This is a genomic window from Bradyrhizobium sp. WCU1, from assembly GCF_053474805.1.
The window spans coordinates 5,614,185-5,632,356 of sequence record NZ_CM130280.1 but is presented as its reverse complement, the minus strand read 5'-3'; the positions used below and the strand labels follow the sequence as shown (position 1 = coordinate 5,632,356).

The 18,172-nt window shown below is 62.5% G+C and carries 24 protein-coding genes and 1 tRNA gene; 17 read left to right on the top strand and 8 right to left on the bottom strand.

Annotation, left to right across the window (positions count from 1 at the left end):
- Positions 1–11: 11 nt before the first annotated feature.
- From ACTUWL_RS26030 to ACTUWL_RS25950, 17 genes are all read left to right on the top strand, one after another.
- The gene (locus ACTUWL_RS26030; protein WP_030529774.1) at positions 12–302 is read left to right on the top strand and encodes a hypothetical protein; all 291 of its coding nucleotides are present in this window, start codon (positions 12–14) and stop codon (positions 300–302) included.
- A complete protein-coding gene (locus tag ACTUWL_RS26025; protein ID WP_030529775.1) occupies positions 302–733 on the top strand; it encodes a hypothetical protein in 432 nt (143 codons plus the stop codon). The genes ACTUWL_RS26030 and ACTUWL_RS26025 overlap by 1 nt, the downstream gene beginning before the upstream one ends.
- Positions 730–1,002, top strand: coding sequence for a hypothetical protein (locus ACTUWL_RS26020; protein ID WP_096772443.1), 273 nt, complete (start codon positions 730–732; stop codon positions 1,000–1,002). The genes ACTUWL_RS26025 and ACTUWL_RS26020 overlap by 4 nt, the downstream gene beginning before the upstream one ends.
- 65 nt (positions 1,003–1,067) lie before the next feature.
- On the top strand, positions 1,068–2,294 hold the full coding sequence (locus ACTUWL_RS26015) for a DUF2800 domain-containing protein (RefSeq protein ID WP_448212339.1): 1,227 nt from the start codon (positions 1,068–1,070) through the stop codon (positions 2,292–2,294).
- Positions 2,287–2,523 carry a hypothetical protein gene (locus tag ACTUWL_RS26010; protein WP_096766524.1) on the top strand — a complete coding sequence of 79 codons (237 nt, stop codon included), beginning with the start codon at positions 2,287–2,289 and terminating at the stop codon, positions 2,521–2,523. The genes ACTUWL_RS26015 and ACTUWL_RS26010 overlap by 8 nt, the downstream gene beginning before the upstream one ends.
- 112 nt (positions 2,524–2,635) lie before the next feature.
- A complete protein-coding gene (locus ACTUWL_RS26005; protein WP_031028000.1) occupies positions 2,636–3,295 on the top strand; it encodes an ssDNA-binding protein in 660 nt (219 codons plus the stop codon).
- On the top strand, positions 3,295–3,525 hold the full coding sequence (locus ACTUWL_RS26000) for a hypothetical protein (protein WP_030529778.1): 231 nt from the start codon (positions 3,295–3,297) through the stop codon (positions 3,523–3,525). Before ACTUWL_RS26005 ends, ACTUWL_RS26000 begins: the two co-directional genes overlap by 1 nt.
- Positions 3,518–3,847: a hypothetical protein gene (locus tag ACTUWL_RS25995; RefSeq protein ID WP_030529779.1), complete on the top strand. Its 330-nt coding sequence runs from the start codon at positions 3,518–3,520 to the stop codon at positions 3,845–3,847. The genes ACTUWL_RS26000 and ACTUWL_RS25995 overlap by 8 nt, the downstream gene beginning before the upstream one ends.
- Before the next feature lie 166 nt (positions 3,848–4,013).
- Complete coding sequence (locus tag ACTUWL_RS25990) at positions 4,014–4,601, top strand: SAM-dependent DNA methyltransferase (RefSeq protein WP_112921570.1); 588 nt, start codon at positions 4,014–4,016, stop codon at positions 4,599–4,601.
- Complete coding sequence (locus ACTUWL_RS25985; protein WP_078625693.1) at positions 4,591–6,879, top strand: DNA polymerase; 2,289 nt, start codon at positions 4,591–4,593, stop codon at positions 6,877–6,879. The genes ACTUWL_RS25990 and ACTUWL_RS25985 overlap by 11 nt, the downstream gene beginning before the upstream one ends.
- 4 nt (positions 6,880–6,883) lie before the next feature.
- Positions 6,884–7,381, top strand: coding sequence for an RNA polymerase sigma factor (locus tag ACTUWL_RS25980; RefSeq protein ID WP_030529748.1), 498 nt, complete (start codon positions 6,884–6,886; stop codon positions 7,379–7,381).
- A gap of 21 nt (positions 7,382–7,402) precedes the next feature.
- Positions 7,403–7,594, top strand: coding sequence for a hypothetical protein (locus ACTUWL_RS25975; RefSeq protein ID WP_030529749.1), 192 nt, complete (start codon positions 7,403–7,405; stop codon positions 7,592–7,594).
- 190 nt (positions 7,595–7,784) lie between these two features.
- Entirely contained in the window at positions 7,785–9,575 is a 1,791-nt protein-coding gene (locus ACTUWL_RS25970; protein ID WP_112921572.1) for a hypothetical protein, read from the top strand.
- Positions 9,575–9,718, top strand: coding sequence for a hypothetical protein (locus ACTUWL_RS25965; protein ID WP_157852804.1), 144 nt, complete (start codon positions 9,575–9,577; stop codon positions 9,716–9,718). The genes ACTUWL_RS25970 and ACTUWL_RS25965 overlap by 1 nt, the downstream gene beginning before the upstream one ends.
- The gene (locus ACTUWL_RS25960) at positions 9,715–9,975 is read left to right on the top strand and encodes a hypothetical protein (protein WP_030529751.1); all 261 of its coding nucleotides are present in this window, start codon (positions 9,715–9,717) and stop codon (positions 9,973–9,975) included. The genes ACTUWL_RS25965 and ACTUWL_RS25960 overlap by 4 nt, the downstream gene beginning before the upstream one ends.
- Entirely contained in the window at positions 9,972–10,277 is a 306-nt protein-coding gene (locus ACTUWL_RS25955; protein ID WP_030529752.1) for a hypothetical protein, read from the top strand. The genes ACTUWL_RS25960 and ACTUWL_RS25955 overlap by 4 nt, the downstream gene beginning before the upstream one ends.
- Before the next feature lie 275 nt (positions 10,278–10,552).
- Positions 10,553–11,680 carry a tyrosine-type recombinase/integrase gene (locus ACTUWL_RS25950; RefSeq protein WP_063739361.1) on the top strand — a complete coding sequence of 376 codons (1,128 nt, stop codon included), beginning with the start codon at positions 10,553–10,555 and terminating at the stop codon, positions 11,678–11,680.
- A gap of 39 nt (positions 11,681–11,719) precedes the next feature.
- On the opposite strand, the gene ACTUWL_RS25945 is transcribed toward ACTUWL_RS25950, so the two are convergent.
- The 8 genes from ACTUWL_RS25945 to ACTUWL_RS25910 all read right to left on the bottom strand — a co-directional run bounded on the left by ACTUWL_RS25945 (position 11,720) and on the right by ACTUWL_RS25910 (position 18,112).
- Positions 11,720–11,795: transfer RNA gene (locus ACTUWL_RS25945), tRNA-Lys, on the bottom strand.
- A gap of 177 nt (positions 11,796–11,972) precedes the next feature.
- Entirely contained in the window at positions 11,973–12,554 is a 582-nt protein-coding gene (locus tag ACTUWL_RS25940; protein WP_021078977.1) for a Spy/CpxP family protein refolding chaperone, read from the bottom strand.
- A gap of 148 nt (positions 12,555–12,702) precedes the next feature.
- Positions 12,703–13,986, bottom strand: a complete 1,284-nt coding sequence (locus ACTUWL_RS25935) for a TRAP transporter large permease (RefSeq protein ID WP_021078978.1) — start codon at positions 13,984–13,986, stop codon at positions 12,703–12,705.
- Complete coding sequence (locus tag ACTUWL_RS25930) at positions 13,986–14,558, bottom strand: TRAP transporter small permease (RefSeq protein ID WP_021078979.1); 573 nt, start codon at positions 14,556–14,558, stop codon at positions 13,986–13,988. Before ACTUWL_RS25930 ends, ACTUWL_RS25935 begins: the two co-directional genes overlap by 1 nt.
- Positions 14,559–14,759: 201 nt before the next feature.
- Entirely contained in the window at positions 14,760–15,764 is a 1,005-nt protein-coding gene (locus tag ACTUWL_RS25925; protein WP_021078980.1) for a TRAP transporter substrate-binding protein, read from the bottom strand.
- A gap of 58 nt (positions 15,765–15,822) precedes the next feature.
- Positions 15,823–16,050 carry a hypothetical protein gene (locus ACTUWL_RS25920; protein WP_146160353.1) on the bottom strand — a complete coding sequence of 76 codons (228 nt, stop codon included), beginning with the start codon at positions 16,048–16,050 and terminating at the stop codon, positions 15,823–15,825.
- Positions 16,051–16,199: 149 nt separating this feature from the next.
- The gene (locus ACTUWL_RS25915) at positions 16,200–17,411 is read right to left on the bottom strand and encodes an ABC transporter substrate-binding protein (protein ID WP_021078981.1); all 1,212 of its coding nucleotides are present in this window, start codon (positions 17,409–17,411) and stop codon (positions 16,200–16,202) included.
- A gap of 113 nt (positions 17,412–17,524) precedes the next feature.
- Complete coding sequence (locus ACTUWL_RS25910; protein WP_021078982.1) at positions 17,525–18,112, bottom strand: exopolysaccharide biosynthesis protein; 588 nt, start codon at positions 18,110–18,112, stop codon at positions 17,525–17,527.
- Positions 18,113–18,172: the final 60 nt, after the last annotated feature.

Here is an 18,172-nt window from a genome sequence, read left to right as displayed (position 1 = left end):
GAGCCGAGAGCATGAACGCTCAAGAACTGAAGAACGAGGGCATCAACCGCACCCTCGATAACAACGCCGCCTGGAAGGAAGGCGCGCTGTACGTCGTCAAGAACCTGCCCGCCGACTGGCGCGGCACGGGCGAGGACATCCGCGCGCTCGTCGACGAAGAGCCGAGCCACCCCAACGCGTGGGGCGGCCTGGTGAGCAAGGCGGTGAGCGAGGGCTTCATCAAGCCGACCGGCGAGTACACGGCGATGGTCTCCAAGAAGAGCCACGGCCGCAAGACCGCCGTCTACGTGAAGGCCGCCTGATGTACGGGATCAACATGGACGACGCGATCACCACCACGCCGCAGATGCAGGCGGACAACCTGATCGCCGCCGAGATCGGCCGCCAGGACCGCATGTGGGGCGACACGAACGACCGCGCCGACATCTCGCAAGGCCAGCTCTTGCAGGCCGGTGTCGCGCAGCTCGACTTCATCTATCTGGCGACGCGCCAGGGGCATATCTGGACGCGCGAGGAAGCGCTGAAGCTCGCCGAGCAGGCCGTCTTCCCCAAGGATTGGGGCGGCTTCCGCGACTACGGATCGGACGTTGCGAACCTCGTCGTCGCGGCGGCCTACATCCGCCAGGAGATCGTCCGGCGCATCCGCAACGGCGAGAGCACGTTCCGTTCGTCTCGCAACGTGGAGACGCAGCCCTACGCCGAGAGCTGCAAGCCCAACGTCATCGAGCCGTGAGCAACGGCGTCCGACGCTTTTGGGAAGACGGCGAGTCGGGTCGCAGGGGGTTCACTGAAGGTGATCTGCCCGATGGCCCGCTCGTCGAAGAGATCACCGCACGCGAGTTCTACGAGCGCGAGGCCCAGACGCTCGCGTGCGGCTGGCCCGCACTCCACCAACCTAAGCGGCCGGAGATATGCCCCTGCGGTTTTATCTTCCCAGGCAAGTCCGACCAGCAATGGCACGACCCCGCGCTTAGCGCGGAAGACGAAGAGGCACTGAGTTGAAACAGCATTCCGGCAGAGCACATAGCAAGCTCGGACCTTCCGCAGCATCCCGTTGGATGGTCTGCGTGGGCTCTGTCGGCATGTCCGAGGGCCAGGAGAACAAGAGCACGGTGTTCGCCCTCGAAGGGACGGCCGCGCATGAGTTCAACGAGTTCATCATCACCAACGGCCACGATCCGCGCGATTGGATCGGCGGCCTGGTCGACCTCCAGGCCACTGGCGACGAGCTGAAGTTCCTGCGCAGTGGGGACAACGTCGAGATCGACCGCGAGCGCTACTTCGAGATCGACGAAGAGATGGTCGAGGGCTGCGAGCTGACCATCGAGACCATTGAGAAGTATCTGAGCCGCGTCGACGGCGACGAGCTGTTGCTGGAAACGAAGCTCGACATGAGCTGGATACACCCGAAGCTCTTCGGGACCGGCGACATCCTGATCTACAAGCGCCGAACGAAGCACCTGATCGTGCTCGACTACAAGTATGGCAGCGGTCACGTCGTCGAGGTCAAGAACAACCCGCAGGTCCGCACCTACGCGGTCGGCGCAGCGCGGATGTTCGAGAAGGAAGGCGTCGAGAAGATCACCAGCGTCATCATCCAGCCGCGCGCCTACCACAAGGACGGAGCGGTTCGCGAAGAGACGATTGATCTGTTCGACCTCTACGAGTTCGAGTCTGAGCTGGCTGTCGCCGCCCAGGCAACGGACGACCCCAATGCCCCGCTCGTCGCGGGCGAGCACTGCAAATTCTGCCCGGCCGCTCACGGCTGCGAGGCGCTCCGCGACTTCGTTCGCGACGGCCTCGGCGTGAAGAAGCTGAAGCCTGGCGAAGAAGTCACGGAGAAGCACTTGCCCTCACTGAAAGACCTAACGTCTGCGCAGCTCGGGCGCATCGTTCGCGAAGCCAGGGTGTACGAAGGGTACATCCGTCGCGTGCTTCAGCACGCCCACGCCGAGGCGCTCGACGGCCGCATCCCCGATGGCAACAAGCTGGTCGACAAGCGAGCGTATCGCAAGTTCACCATCGGCGACGATGAGATCATCGCGATCCTCGATCTCGAAGGGTTCACCGAAGACGACTACCTGAAGGACCCCAAACTGCTCACGCTCACGCAGCTCGAAAAGGCTGTCGGCAAGAAGAAGTTCGCCGAGCTGTTCGGCAAGGCGGACAGCCCCGACAAGTTCTGGAAGAAGGAATCGAGCGGCTACGTGCTCGCGCCCATTGAGGACGCACGCGAGCAGGCGAAGCTGAGCACAGGCGACGCGTTCGGTGCGGTGGAGGACGACGATGAGTGAGACCCTATTCGACAGTTTCCGCGCGTTGCTTGGCGTCGGGATTTATACCGACTTCCAGTTGACCGATATCGGCATCCACTTGAAGTGCTGGCGCACCGGCAACAGCCGACGTGTTGAGGTCTCTCACTGCATATTGTGGCAACAGGTAGAAGCCTCCCGACAGCCGCATAGTCTCTTCAAATACTACGCCGATCTGTCTCGCGCAAAAATTGAACGCGCCGAGGCATAGTTGAATTGGGTTTCGCCTGCACCCGCCCCTTGAGTGGGGGAAAGCGGCGACGTTTGCGTGACGAGTAAGGTCTGTCACCTGACGACCTGAGACCTAGGAGGGTAACCTTTCTATGACTACCGACCTGAAGAAGTGGCACTACATCGAGAGCGAAGACCGCTGGATGTCTCCGAAGGGACGCCTGGTGTTCGTGGCGCTCGCGAAGAAATTCCGTGCCCGCGATGCCAAGCCGGATGACGAAGGCCAGTTCGCCGCGTCGATGATCTTCGCGCCCCATGTGAACCACGCGCCCATCGAGAAGGTCATCCTCGACCTGGCGGTGGCCGAGAAGTTCAAGAACAAGAAGGGCAAGATCATCGAGTCGTCGGTCCTGTCCGACTTCACCAAGTGGTCCGACCACAAGCTGAACTTCCCGTTCCTCGACGCCGACATCAACCTGGCCGACATCACGTCGAAGGGTGAGCCGGTCGATCTGGAAGGCTGGAAGCTCATTCGCCCGAACGCCTATTCGAAGCGTCCGGTCGTGCGCAACAGCGCCGGTGAGGTTCTCGATCTCGACGACATCCAGACCGAGGCGTACAGCGGCCGTTGGGGTCGCCTGATGCTTCAGCCGAAGGCGTACAACCGCGACGACAACAAGGGCGTCAAGTTCTACGTCGACGCCGTTCAGTTGCTCGGCAACGACGACTCGATCTCGAAGGGCGGCGGTTCGAAGGGCGAAGCCTTCAGCGCGGTCGACGACGAGGACGAAGACGAGGACGCGCTGGACTGATGGCGAAGATCAAGTTCAAGAACGACCGGGGCATCCCCGATCTGCGCACGCTGAAGTTCAAGGATGGGGGTGGCGACACCCTCATCGCTTCGGTGGACCCCGCAGTGAATGCGCGTGAGCACTACTGGCTCACGTTCAGCGTCAACGACGGGGACGTTATCGGCATGGATCGGGACGAGGCGGTCGACTTCGCAATCGCCATCATGCGCGAGGCTACACACCGTGAGTGACGAACCCAACAACGCCGACAACGTCGACACCGATGTCATGAAGAGCTACGTCGAGCGGCTCTTCAACATCGAGCAGGGCTTCGCTGACGTGAAGGCGGAATACACCGACTCGAAGGCCGACCTGAAGACCGAGATCAAGGGTCGTTCGGACGAGACCGGCGTCGACTTCAAGCAGGTCGCCGCCCTGGTGAAAATCCGCATGAACGAAGCGGCAGCTCTCGACGAGCAGGCGGCGCACGACACCAACATGTCGCTCTATGAGCAACTGTTTGGCTTCAACACCGCGACTTCGGAGCTGGCTGAGGACGACCCCCTCGGCTAGGGAATTTAGTTGACGTGTAAGGTGCGTCAGCTTACATTTCGACCACTGCACTAATGGACAGCGATGTTCCACCAACGCAGGAGGGCCGCATGCGAAGCGCCTAAGAAGCGCAGCGGGCGGGGGATAGTACCCCGCCCGTTTTCGCATCACCGACAATGGAGACACAGTGAAGAATATCGGCGCAGCTATGAACGGCGGCAACGGCAAGCGCGAGAAGGGCGATGAGTTCTTTCCGACTGCGGAGGGGACGACGCGCGCCTTGATCCCCACCCTGCGCGAGATCGGCTGGCCGAACGACGTGTGGGAGAACGCCTGCGGAGCCGGTCATATCTCGAAGCAGCTCTTGGCTGCGGGCTTCAACGTCTTCTCGTCTAACCTGACGGATCGTGGCTACGGCCGGATCGGCGTGAACTTCCTGTCGCAGGATCGCCCGCTCGCTCCGTCGATCATCACCAACCCTCCCTTCTCGCTGTCGGACGAGTTCCTCGTTCACGCGCAGACCATCCTGGGGATCGACCACATTGCGATGCTCCTGCCGAGCGGCCTGTACCACGCCAAGAACCGCGTCGAGCTGTTCGCGATGCACAAGCCCTCGTTGATCCTGCCGCTCACCTGGCGGCTCGACGTGACCGGCGAAGGCCGTCCGACCATGAACTGTAGCTGGTACATCTGGACGACGCTTCTGCCGCCGATCCGTGGCTTCCAACCGCTCACCAGCACCGAGAAACATCCGGGGCGCTACGATGCGGCATGAAGCCCTAGACAAATTCGCCGATTGGGAAGTGCTCGGCTACGACAGCGCCGCCGATATGATGCGCGAGATGGGGATCGACGTTCCCCCCTCTCTGCGCGAGCGCTTCGGCTATGGCCCCGTCACTCGTCGCACGGCGATCCACAAGCCTGCCGAACTGCATCTCGATTGGGAAACGTACAGCGAGATCGACCTGCCCGATGTCGGCGCGCACAAGTACGCCGAGCACAAGAGCACGGAGATTCTTTGCGCCGCCTATGCGTTCGGCGACGATGAACCGCAGCTCTGGTTTCCTGACGAGCCCTGCCCCCAGGACATCGTCGACCACGTCAAGGCTGGCGGCGAAGTCCACGCCTGGAACGCCAACTTCGAACGGCTGATCTGGCTGTACGTCGCAGGCCCGAAGTACGGCTGGCCGGTCCCTGACCTGCGCCAGTACCGTTGCATCATGGTCCGCGCGATGGCGATGAACATGCCCGCGAAGTTGGAGCACGCCGCTCCGGCTTTCGGCCTGCCGATCCGCAAGGACGATGTCGGCTCGCGCGTCATCAAGCAGCTCTGCAAGCCGCGTAAGCCGTCGAAGAAGAACCCGGAAACGCGCTTCACCCCGGAGAACGCGCCGGACAAGTTCAAGATCATCTACGACTACTGTCTGCAAGACGTTCGCGTCGAGCAGGGCATCGGGCATCGCGTCACCAAGCTCATCTCGCGCGAGCAGGAGCTTTGGTTCCTCGATCAGATCATCAACGACCGTGGCATCATGGTCGACATGGACTTGGTCGCCAAGGCCGAGAAAATCTGCAACGAGGAAAAGGAAGCCCTTGAGTTCGAGCTGCGCCAGGTCACCGAACTGCGCGTCTCGACGCTCGGCGCGGTCAAGCAGCTCAAAGAGTTCGTCAACGCCCGTCTGGCCGATGAGCTGTCAGACCATCAGATTGAGAACTGCTCGAAGGAAACGCTCGAAAAGCTGCTCGGCCGGGACGACCTGCCGGACGATGCGCGCCGTGCGGTCGAGATCAGGCTAGAAGCCGGTAAGGCGTCCATCGCCAAGCTGAAGGCCTTCACGGAGCGCGTCTGCAAGGACGGCAAGATCAAGGGCTCGCTGCAATACCACGGCGCGACACAGACCGGCCGATGGGCCGCGCGTGGCGTGCAGTTGCAGAACTTGCCGCGTCCCGACCCCGCGCTGAAGACCGACGTTCCGTTCGCCATCAAGTGCATCAAGGCCGGTTGGTCCCGGCAGGACATTGCTGCGATCTTCGGGCCGCCGATCTCGGTGGTCGCCGACTGTCTGCGCGGCATGCTCATGGCCCCCGAGGGCCGGGTGCTGCGCTCGCGTGACTTGACCGGCATCGAGGCCCGCACCCTGCCCTGGCTGGCTGGCGCGCACGAAGCTATCGCGGCGTTCTTCGAGTTCGATAAGGGTAACGGCCCCGACAACTACAAGGTCGCGGCCTCGCAGATTTACAACATCCCGGTCGCAGAGGTCAGCAAGGATCAGCGCCAGGTCGGCAAGGTCGCCGTGCTCGCGCTCGGCTTCGGCGGTGGCGCGTCGGCGTTCGCCAACATGGCGAAGGTCTACCGCGTCGACCTGGCGCTCATCTTCGACACGGTGTGGGCCGTCACGTCGCCGGACAACCGGGATCGCGCGCTCGAAGGCTGGAAGGATCGCGGCCGGAAGTCGGGCATCAAGAAGAAGGCCTGGCTCGCGGCCGAGATGGTCAAGCTCACCTGGCGCGAGAACAATCCGGAGATCGTGCAGTTCTGGTACGACCTCGAAGAGGCGGCGATCAACGCGGTGGAGAACCCCGGCCAGAAGTTCAAGGCGGGCGAGTTCATCACGTTCAACATGACCGGCTCGTTCCTCCGCTGCAAGCTGCCGAGTGGCCGTTCGATCTTCTATCCGTATCCGCGTGTCGAGTGGAAGCCGACCCCGTGGGGCAAGTCGAAGCGCACGCTGATCTTCAAGGCGAACGACAGCTTCACCCGCAAGTGGTCCGACCAGCACTACTACGGCGGGCTCGGCGCGGAGAACGTCACGCAGGCCGCAGCTCGCGACGTGATGGCGAACGCGATCATGAACACCGAAGCCGCAGGCTACGAGAACGTGCTGAGCGTCCACGACGAAGGCGTTGCCGAGACCGACGAGGACTTCGGCAGCGAGGACGAGTTCCACGAAATCTTCACCACCCCGCCTGTGTGGGCTCTGCCGAAAGGCAACCGGCTCGGGCTCCCCATCGCGGCCAGCGGTTGGTCCGATGATCGCTACAAGAAGGAATGACGGCATGGATCAATTCGAACAGGGCGTGTGGGCATCGCGGCGCTTGCTCAAGAACTACGCGCTCAAAAACATCGGCCATGCCGACGACGCGGACGATCTGGTCTCGCAGACGATGGTCAACGCGCTCGCCAACCGGAAGCGCTTCGACGGCCGCAATCTGGAAGGCTGGTTGATGACGATCCTGAAGAACCTGATCCGTGATCGGTTCAACAAGGGCTACCGCAAGCAGAAGGGCGGTGGCCCGCGCCTGCAACGGCTGACCTATACGGGCGAGCTGGATTACGCGGACCATATCGTTGCGCCGGAGAACCCGGAGCGCGCGATGATCCTGGCCGAGGCGTGGGATGCTTTGCTCGATCTCCCCGACGCGCAGGCGGATGCCGTTGTGCTCGCAGGGATCGGCTGCACGTATCAGGAGATGCAGGAGATAACCGGCGTCGCGATGGGGACGGTCAAGTCTCGCGTCCATCGCGCCCGTGAAGCGCTCGCCGGAGCGTTGTGAACTTCAAACAGGAGGACCCCCATGTCTACGTTCGTCTATGTGCAAGGCCTGAAAGGACCGGAGCCCCAGGTCTGGCACGAAAAGCCGTTCAGCGCCGCAGGCAGGCCGCCTGTGCCGCTGCAAGAACATGAGCTGACCGAGAAGATCGGGAAGCTCACCGTCTCCGAACTCGCGATCCTCTATCCGTACAAGGGAGCCTACGATGTCACCTGAAGACAAGGCCAAAGGGCGGGCCATGCAAATCGCTCGCATGCGCTTCAACTACATCTTTCGAGAGGCGTGGGTGTCGATAGCGCGCGAGCGCGGTTGGTTCTTCGACGCCTACCTCGGAACGTCATCACACGGGACCATCGCCCTCCGGTCCTATCTTTCTGCGTCTGGCCTGTAAGGATTGTCACCTACCATGACCCCCACTGTTCTGTTTCTCATCCCGAAGGACTTCGGCGGCAGCTATCGTGCGACGCGCGAGGCTATCGAAACTGCGATGGCGGCGCAGCTCCGTGCCGATCTGATCGCCTTTGCGAAGACCGGCGCTCCGCCTGCGCCTCCCACCTTGACGCACTCTGAGGTCAAGGCGCTCTTGGTGAAGCTGCGCGACGCGTACCCCGACAGGCTCCACGTTGTCACGGCCGTCAGGGTCCACGGAAAGGCCAACCGGCTGACCGACGTGAAGCCGGAAGACCTCCCGGCCGTCGCGGAGTTCGCCCGCAAGAAACTGGCCGAGTTGCCGCAACGCCTCGAACCGTCCGAGGTCGCGAACGCGCTGCGCGACCGCGAGGCGTCCTTCAACGAGGACGTTCTGCCCGCAGACGCCAAGCCGCTCGCGCCGCGCGAACTGTACGGCGAACAGATGCGTCCGTCGTCGCGCGCCCTGCCCCGCATGCAGGAGCAGCGTCCGTGGATCGGCACGCCGTACATCGACCCGCGTGTCAACGAGGACGATGACCTGTTCACGGCTGGCGACGTTCCGCCCTCGGCGTCGATGTTCGTGACGCGCGCACAGGCCGAGAAGGCGCTTGACGTGTGGAATCGGAAGAAGGGCGCGCTGAAGCTTGGCCCCGCTCGCTGCATCGAGGGTAACCGTCGTCTAACGGTCGGCAAGACGTACAACATCGTCGGCTTCCACAACGGATACGCTGTTCTCGAAAACGACGACTACAACAAGGGCGAGAGCGGGGGATGGGACTTTCGTCGCTTCGAGCAGGGCCGTCCTGCAAGCCTGAACGCATGGGCGCAGGAAGTCCATGCGGCCAACGCGCACTGGTGGCACGATCCGGCGACCGGCGAAAAGCTCAACCGCAACATGGGCGAGATGCTCATGCTCGTCGTGTCCGAGCTGGCGGAGTGTATGGAAGGTGAGCGCAAGAACTTGATGGACGACCATCTGCCGAAGCGGAAGATGGCGGAAGTCGAGTTGGCCGACGCTGTCATTCGCATCGGGGACATCCTCGGTAGCATTCCGCTCTCGTCGTCGTTCAACTTCAAGACCCCTGTCGACGATCTCCCGGCCAACAAGGGTCAGGCGTTGCTCCGCATCAGCCGCATGGTGACGAACGTCAACCGGGCAATGTCGAATCGCGATCGCGCGTTGCGGCTGATCCACGCCATCGCGTTGATCGAAGGGTACGCGAAGCAGCACGGCTACGACCTGTGGACCGCTGTCGCCGAGAAGCGCGAGTACAACAAGCATCGCGCGGACCACAAGCCGGAAGCGCCTGGCTGCCAACGGGAAGAAGTTCTGATGGCCGCCATCGACCCGACAACCGCGCTGCGCCTCTTCCGCGAGTTCGTCAATCAGAACACGACGCAGTGGAGGCTCGGCGCGGGCTCCCACCATCACCCCATGTGGGCTCTCGTCGCCGAGACGCTTGGCGATCAGAACTCGAAGTCGCTCAGCCCCACGGAGAACAAGTTCGTGTGGGCGGAGAATCGCAAGCCTCTCGGAAAGGAACCTATGCAGGTCCACGGCACTATCAAGGAAGCGGTCTTCTACAACGATACGGCCAGCGATCCGACGCATGCGCCTTGCGTCAAAGGCCCTGTCTACGGCGACACCAAGGGTCGCTTCATCGACGGCGAGCCGATCACCACAAGCCGCATCGAAGAGATGTTCTTCGACCAACACGGCGACGTGATCGTCAAGACCCGCTTCTCGGTCTACCGCGTCTACTTCAAACGCGTGGAGACAGACTGATGCGGAGCTTCAAGCAATGCGCCGTGGCGATCCTGAAGGGGACCGCCATTGGCATCGTAGGCGGTGTCTCCCTCGGATGCGGCCTGATGATCGCGGTCAAGATTCTCATCGTCGTCGCTAACCTTATTGGGTTTGGTCAATGAAGTCGTTTCTCTTCGAACTGCGGGAAGCCTCGAAGGCCTGTCCCGACATCCTGATCCGCAAGATGTTGAAGGACATCGCCGACGAGATCGGCGGCCTGATCGTCGAGCTGGTGAAGTGCCCGAGCACCGAGACCATGAAGCAGCTCAACGCCGCATGGGTGCGAGGCGTCAACGTCCTGGCGAAGGCCTACCCCACCCCCGACAACAATCCGCGCAGCGGGGCCGGTACGGTCGAGCAGGAAAGGCTGGCGGCATGAACTTCTACGATCAGGCTCTCATCCTGACCTACGGTAGCGTGGCCGCCCTGCTCTGCATCGTGGCCTGGGACCTTCACGCCAAGCGCCGCCTGCGCCTGGTGGCGGTGCGCCGGAAGGCTCTCGACGACGCCTACGACGCGCTGGCGAGCGCCGAGGACATCGCAGGCAGGGCGGTCGACAATATGCTGAACGAACCGCCGTCGCCCTCTCGGGACTCGCATATCGAACGGTGCAAGCAACGGGCATACTTCTACGGCCGGGCCAAGTCGTTCGTGGCGTCGATCCCTGTGGACAGACTGTAAGGTCTGTGATATTACCCGCCGACCAGATCGCCCCTCGCGGCCTGACGAAGGAACACGCGGCAGCCTATTGCGGGTGCAGCACCGACGCCTTCGACACCTGGGTCAAGAGGGGTATTGTGCCGGGGGCGATCCCCGGCACGCAGCGGTGGGACCGCAAGGCGATTGATTGGTATCTGGACCGGGCTTCCGGTCTGCCTACCGAAAAGACCGTCTCGGGCGATCCCCTCGCAGACTGGCAGGCTTCCAGGCGGAGGGCTGTCAGCTAGGAGAGCGTGATGCGCGTAGACCTGTTCGGCCTGTTCTGGTCCGACGCCAAGATCGGCGGCGGCAAGAAGCGTCGGTACTACTACGCGTGGAAGGGCGGCCCCCGCATCAAGGCGAAGTACGGCACGCCCGCATTCATCACCGAGTTCAACGAGCACATAGCGAGCAAGAAGACCGTGTCAGACGCCACGGTCTTCGCGCTCATCGTCGAGTTCAAAGCGTCGTCCGAGTACCGAGTGCTCAGCGACAAGACGAAGAAAGACTACCTCCGTTACATCGCCCTCATCGAGCAAGAGTTCGGCACGATGCCGATTGCGGCCGTCGAACAGAAGGGCGCGCGTGGCGTCTTCAAGACCTGGCGCGATGGGTTCGCAGACAAGCCTCGCAAGGCCGACTATGCGTGGACCGTGCTCGCCCGCATCTTCTCCGTCGCCAAGGATCGCGGACGCATCAGCGTCAATCCCTGCGAGCGCGGCGGCCGTCTCTACGAGGGCGGGGATCGCCTCGACAAGATATGGTCCGAAGCGCAGCTCGGGCTCATGATCGAGAAAGCCCCGGAGCGGATCGTCGACGCGCTCATGCTCGCGATCTGGACCGGCCAGCGGGAGGGCGATCTGATCCGCCTGCGCTGGTCGGATTACGACGGAACCTACATCAGGCTCACGCAGCGCAAGACCATACGCCACGGCAAGGTCGCCAAGGCCAAGCGGGTCACCATCCCTGTCAGCCCCGTGCTCAAGACCTACCTCGACTCCATGAAGCGGGTCGGGCCGCTGGTGCTGACCAACTCTCGGGCCAAGCCGTGGACAGAGGACGGCTTCCGGTCGTCCTGGGGCGACGCCCTGATCGACGTGGGGATCAACGAGGACTTGACGTTCCACGATCTGCGCGGCTCAGCGGTGGTGCGCCTGGCGCTCGCCGAATGCACAGTGCCGGAGATCGCCACGTTCACCGGCCACAGCCTGAAGGACGTGGAGCACATTCTGGACCGGCACTACCTCGGGCGCGATCTGCGCCTGGCGGAGAGCGCGATGGCGAAGCTCGCTGGCATGTTTGCGTCAGGAGCTTGTAAGGTCGAGGGGAACGAACCGGGCTCGTTTACGTCAAAGACTGTTCAAAGACCCGCTGACAGGTTCTAGTTTTGATCTCGCGAAGGGCTGCCAACCTATTGATTTGATTGGTGGGCGCACCAGGGCTCGAACCTGGGACCCGCTGATTAAGAGTCAGCTGCTCTACCAACTGAGCTATGCGCCCGGAACTTGTCCGGAAATGACCCTCGCAAGAGAGGCCGTCGTTTAGCAAAGCGATTCCGCGATGTCCAGCAAGCTCGCGCAAGTTTTCCCGACTTTTACCAACCCTGCCGCCAGCCGAAAGGCCGCTGGATTCCGGCGGCCTTTCATGGGCTTGGCGAGGATGCCGGGCAGCTGGCATTCAGAGCCTGCCGGAGCGCTCCTGATCGGGGCCGTCATCGCGGTTGAAATGGTGGTCGCGGCCGCCGCGCTCCCAGCGGTCCATGTCGCGCTCGAGCCGATGGCGCCGCCAGCCCTCGGAACCGAAGCCGCGCCCCTCCATGTGAGTGAGCATGGTCAGCCGCCGCTTCTGGTTGTCGTCGAGCGTCTTGTAGAGCGGGTCGGCGGCATCGGCGATCTTCTTCAGCGAGGTGGCGGTCGCCGCCATGTTGTCGGCACGCTCGCGCAGGCGAGTGACCGGATCATCCGGCCTCGCGGCCTTGTCGGCATCGGTCTTCTCCGCGGTCATCCGCGCATTGGCGCGATCGAGCCGCATCTTGGCGAAGTCGCGCACCGCGGCTTCCACCGGCGGCCACAGCTTCTCCTGATCGGCGGTCAGCTTCAGCCCGGCATGCACGGCTGCGATGCGCGCGTCGAGAAAGGCGGCCCGATCCTCTTGACTCATCTGCGTATGGCCATGGAACCAGGGGCGATGCTGGGCATAGACCGCGGTCGAACCGGCTACCGTGAGCGCTGCGATGCCGGCGAGCAGAACGTTCCTCATGCAAACCTCCTTCAAGGGTTGCTTTTAGGATGATACCGCCCGCGACAGCCTTCAACTTACGGATTAGACAGAGAGACCTCTCTTACCAAGATGTAATCCGCTTCATTGCCCGCCAGAAACATCCAAAGCGCAAATGTTGCGCCTTGGTTCAGATCATTCCCAATAGCCGCGGCAGCCACAGCGAGATCTCCGGCACGTAGGTGATCAGGCCGAGGAAAACCAGCATCGCGCACAGCCACGGCAGCACCGCGATCGTGATCTCGCTGATGCCCATCTTGGCGATACTGCTCGCGATGTAGAGGTTGAGGCCAACAGGCGGATGGCACAGCCCGACCTCGGTGTTGACGATCATCAGGATGCCGAGATGCACCGGATGCACACCGAGCTTGGTCGCCAGCGGAAACAGGATCGGCGCCATGATCAACAGGATCGACGACGGATCCATCACGTTGCCGGCGAGCAGCAGGATGACGTTGACGACCAGCAGGAACATCCACACCGAGAAGTTCTTGTCGATGATCCAGGCCGCCATCTCCTGCGGGATCTGCTCATGCGTCATCAGGAACGAGAACAGCACCGCGTTGGTGATGATGTAGAGCAGCATCGAGCTCATGCTCGCCGCTTGCAGCAGCACCTTCGGCACCTCTGAGAGCTTCAGCTCCTTGTAGACGAACACGGTGATGAAGAAGGCGTAGGTCGCGGCGACCGCGGCGGCTTCGGTCGGCGTGAAGACGCCGCCATAAATGCCGCCGAGCACGATCGCGATCAGCAGCAGGCCCCAGATGCTTTCGCGGAATGCCGTGAACTGCTGGCCGATGGTCGCCCGCGGCATCTTCGGATAACCGTTGCGCTGGGCGACGAAGAAGGTCACCGCGGCCAGCATCAGCGCGAGCAGCACGCCCGGCACGATGCCGGCCATGAACAGCGCACCGATCGAGGTGTTGGTGGAGACGCCGTAGAGCACCAGGATGATCGAGGGCGGCACCAGGATGCCGAGCGCGCCCGAGGTCGAGATCACGCCGACGCCGAACCGCTTCGGATAGCCGTGATCGACCATCGCCGGCATCATGATCGAGCCAATCGCAACCACGGTTGCGACGCTCGAGCCGGAGATCGCCGCGAACATCGCGCAGGCTGCGACGCCGGCAAGCCCGAGGCCGCCGGGCAGATGCCCGACCAGCGAGGTCGTGAATGCGATCATGCGCCGCGCGACGCCGCCGCGGGTCAGGAAGGTGCCGGCCAGGATGAAGAACGGGATCGCCATGATGCCGAAATTGTCGAGACCCGAAAACAGCTTCAGGCCGACGCTCTCGATCGGCACCTCGGTCATCGTGAACAGGAAGGTGAGCACGGTCAGGCCGAGCGAAATCGAGATCGGCATGCCCGTCAGCATCAGGGCAAACAGCAGTCCGAAGATAAGTGCGGCGCTCATCACGCTTCTCCAAGCGCGACGGGCGCGGTCTTGCTGGTCTCGACGCCGTCGACATGGGAGGCGTCATGGTGCGGCAGCTCGTCGGTCCACCAGTAATTCCAGCACACCTGCAGGAAGCGGAAGCACATCAGGTAAGAGCCGAGCGGGATGCAGGCGTAGACGATCCAGCTCGGGATCTCCATGTCGGGCGAGACCTGGTCGGTGTGCATCAGCTCGTAGACGAATTTGGCGCCCATGGTGCCGACGATCGCGGTGAACAGCGCGCCGCCGAGCAGGCCGAAGGTAATGGTGCGCTTGCGCCAGGTGTCATTGAAGCGATTGATCAGCACGTCGACGCCGACATGGATGCCGGTGCGCACGCCATAGGCGGCGCCGAACTTCGCCATCCAGATGAACATGTAGATGCAGAGTTCCTGCGACCAGGCGAGATTGATGCCGAACAAGTACGGATAGAGCACGGGAACGTCGACCAGGAATCGGTGCACGACCGTGACGAAAGTCAGCAGGGTCGCGGCGCCCATCAGGCTCGCGATGATGATTTCCTCGAGCCGGTCCAGAATCTTCAGCAGCATAGATCTCCCCTGTCATGGCCGCCCCCGCGGCCAGAGCACTTGATCTCCCTCCCCCCGTTCTTACAGGGAGAAGGTTGGGGTGAGGGGCTCCATCCGCGCGCAAGTTGATCATTGCGCTCGCGGAGCCTCCCCCTCACCCGACATTCAAGCTCCGCTTGAATTTCGACCTCTCCCCGCAAGCGGGGCGAGGTGAAGCACGCCTTAGTTCATCGGGCTGCGGCCCGTCTCTTTCAGGAATTCGTCGATCAGCGGCTGGCCGACGCGCGAGGCGACGTCCTTGTAGACCGGCAGCATCGCCTTGCGCATCGCTTCGTCCTGCTCCGGCGTCAAGGTCACGATCTCGGTCTTGCCGGCCTTCTTGATCTCGGCGAGCGCGTCGTCGTTTTCCTTGGCCGACTGGTTGTTGCCGTAGTCGGTGGCTTCCTTCATCGCCTTGGAGAGCTCGTCGCGGACATCACCCGGCAGGCCGTCCCAGAACTTCTTGTTCACGACCACGACATAGCCGATGTAGCCGTGATTGGTGACGGTGGCGTACTTCTGCACCTCATGCATTTTCTGGGTGTAGATGTTCGACCAGGTATTCTCCTGGCCATCGACCACGCCAGTCTGCAGCGCCTGGTAGACGTCCGAGAACGCCATCACCTGCGGTATCGAACCGAGCGCGCGGAACTGGGCCTCCAGCACCTTCGACGACTGGATGCGGAATTTGAGCCCCTTGTAGTCGGAAGGCGCGACCAGCTTCTTGTTCGCGCTCATCTGCTTGAAGCCGTTGTCCCAATAAGCGAGGCCGGTCATGCCCTTGGAGTCGAGCTTCTTGAGCAGCTGGGCGCCGAGCGGACCGTCGGTCACCTTGCGCAGCGATTTCAGGTCGGGGAGGATGTAGGGCAGATCGAAGACTTCGAATTCCTTGATGCCAATCGGGCCGAACTTCGAGTTCGACGGCGCCAGCATCTGCACCGCGCCGAGCTGCAATGCCTCGAGTTCTTCCTTGTCCTTGTAGAGCGTCGAGTTCGGATAGACCTCGACCTTCACCTTGCCGCCGGTATACTTCTCGGCGAGCTCCTTGAACTTGTCCGCCGCCTTGCCCTTCGGCGTATCCGAGGCCACCACGTGGCTGAATTTGAGGACGATCGGCGACTGCGCCGACGCCTGCCCGACAAAGCTCAAGGCCGCGATCGACGCCGCAGCCAAAATGAATTTACGCATGTTTCCTCCCGCGTAATTGCGGGGCACGAGACCGGCCCCGAGACATCCGGTCGCACCATTACAGAGAAGCAACGACGATTGCCATTGCCCCTTTAGCAGGGGCCGATTGCGCCATTGCTGCACTGCAAAATTCGATACGGCGGTATTCCCGTCGGCTCTTGCGACCGTTCAACGACACTGCCCGCACGCAGTGCCCGGCCACGTCCGCGTGGTCAATGCGAGGTTGGGCAATGGCGGGTTCGCCGGGCGCGAATGTTGGTGCCTGAAGCGGATCGATCGTCGACATCGAACCGCGCCTTTGCGATATCAGCTCTGGGCCACCAGCGGCCGTGGCAGCCACCATCGCAACTGCCACGACGAGACGCTCGGGCCTAGGTGCAGACAGTTTGCTGCGCCCAGGGGATGCCGACCGGCATGGCCACGTCTCGCTGGTCCTCAGCGCGACGCCGTGCTGATGTTCTCGCCGAAGAACTTCCAGGTCTTGCCGTCGAACTTCGCGAGCTTGAACGTGTCGAAGGTGGAATAGTCGGTCGGCGACACCGAGACCGTGATGCCGGGAAGCAAAAGCGGCAGCGAGACCTTGCTGATGTTGGTGGCCTGCTTCAGCAGGTTTTCGCGCGTCAGCTCGTCGCCGCAGTTCTTCAGGATGATGGCCGTGAACTGCGCGGAGAGATAACCGATCTGGTTGCTGCCATCGATCGGATTGCCCTCGGGATACCACTGCTTCATGAAGGCGAGATAGTCCTGCACGCCCTTGTCGGTATCCCAGGCCGGATCGCCCACCACCTTGGTCGCCAGCGCCGTCATCAGTCCGGTGGATGCTTCGAGGCCCGCAGGCTCGAGCACACCGCCGATCGAGCTCGCAACCGACACGATGAAGTGCGTCGGCTTCCAGCCGAGATCGGCAACCTTGCGGATCGCCTGCGCGCCGAATTTCGGCGTCGTGATCGTCATCAGCACGTCGGCGCCCGCGGCCTTCAGATTGACGATTTGGGAATCGATCGTGGGATCGGTCACCTCGTAGCTGAGCTCCTTGACGATGAGACCGGCCTTGTCGCCGAGCGCCTCCTTGAAACCCCTGAGATAGTCCTTGCCGAAATCGTCATTCTGATAGATCACGCCGATCTTCGCGCTCGGCAGCTCCTTGAGGATGTACTTGCCGTAGATCTTCGCTTCCTGCGCATAGGGTGGATAGAACGGCGTGGTCCAGGGAAACTCCTTCGGATCGTTCCACTTCGAGGCCCCTGTGGAGATCAGGAGATGCGGGATCTTCTTGCTGTTCAGATATTTTTGAATCGATGAATTGGTCGGCGTGCCCAGAGAGCCGATGTCGGCGAGGATCTCGTCCTGCTCCACCAGCTTGCGGGTCTGCTCCACCGTCTTCGGCGGGCTGTAGCCGTCGTCCATGCTCAGCAGCGTGATCTTGCGGCCGTTGATGCCGCCCTGGCTGTTGATCATCTTCCAGAAGGCGGCCTCCGCCCTACCCTGCGTGCCATAGGCCGAAGCCGGACCGCTGTAGGGCATGGTCTGCCCGATCTTGATTTCGGTATCGCTGGCGCCAGGATCGTATTTCTTGTCGGCGGCAAGTACCGCCGACGTGGACACAAGGCTGAACGCGGCGATTGCCGCGAGCGTGATGCAACGCATTTGTTCTCCCCATTCGCGTCGCTGTTTGCCGCGACGTCCGGCGAGATAATGATCATGCCCGCGCGCGATGTCGACCCCTGGGGGCGGAAATCTGCATCGACCGACGTCGAAGGTTACAACCCCAACCAGCTCATCACCGCTCCGAACGATGCCCAGAGCGTCCATCCGAGCCCGAGCAGGCAAAGCAGCGCCGCCGCCATCGCGATCGTGAGCAGCAGGCCGTCCTCCTGCAGATAGGCGATCGCAATCAGCACGACCACCATTCCCGGAATGACGTTGACCAGCGGCAGCGGCCAGCCTGCCGAGAAGGCCAGCAGGAACACCACCAGACCGACGAGGCGGTCGATCACGTCGCGACGCGCGTCCCAGCGCGGCCGGCTGATGCGTTCGATCGCCTGCAGCATCGGGCGGACAAAGACGGTGAACCGCTTGAAGCGCTTGAAATCGAACTGCCGCTTCGAGACGAATCGCGGAAACGCCGGCGCGCTGCGGCCAAGCATCATCTCGACCGCCGGAAACAGCAGCGCCAGCGTCGCGATCGTCGCGACGCCGGGAATGATCACCAGGAGCCCCAAAAGCAACAGGAGCAGGCCGAAGGACCGCTTGTCCAGGTTGCTGAGGAGCCATTCGAGGTCGACGGGGCCGTCCGGTGCTTGAGCGACGAGTTCCTCAAGAAGCTGGGACGTGTGCGTGGGGGCCAATGGGGCTCCGGACGAGGGGGACATGCCTGCAAAGTGGTCAGACTCGGCCTCGATTGCAAC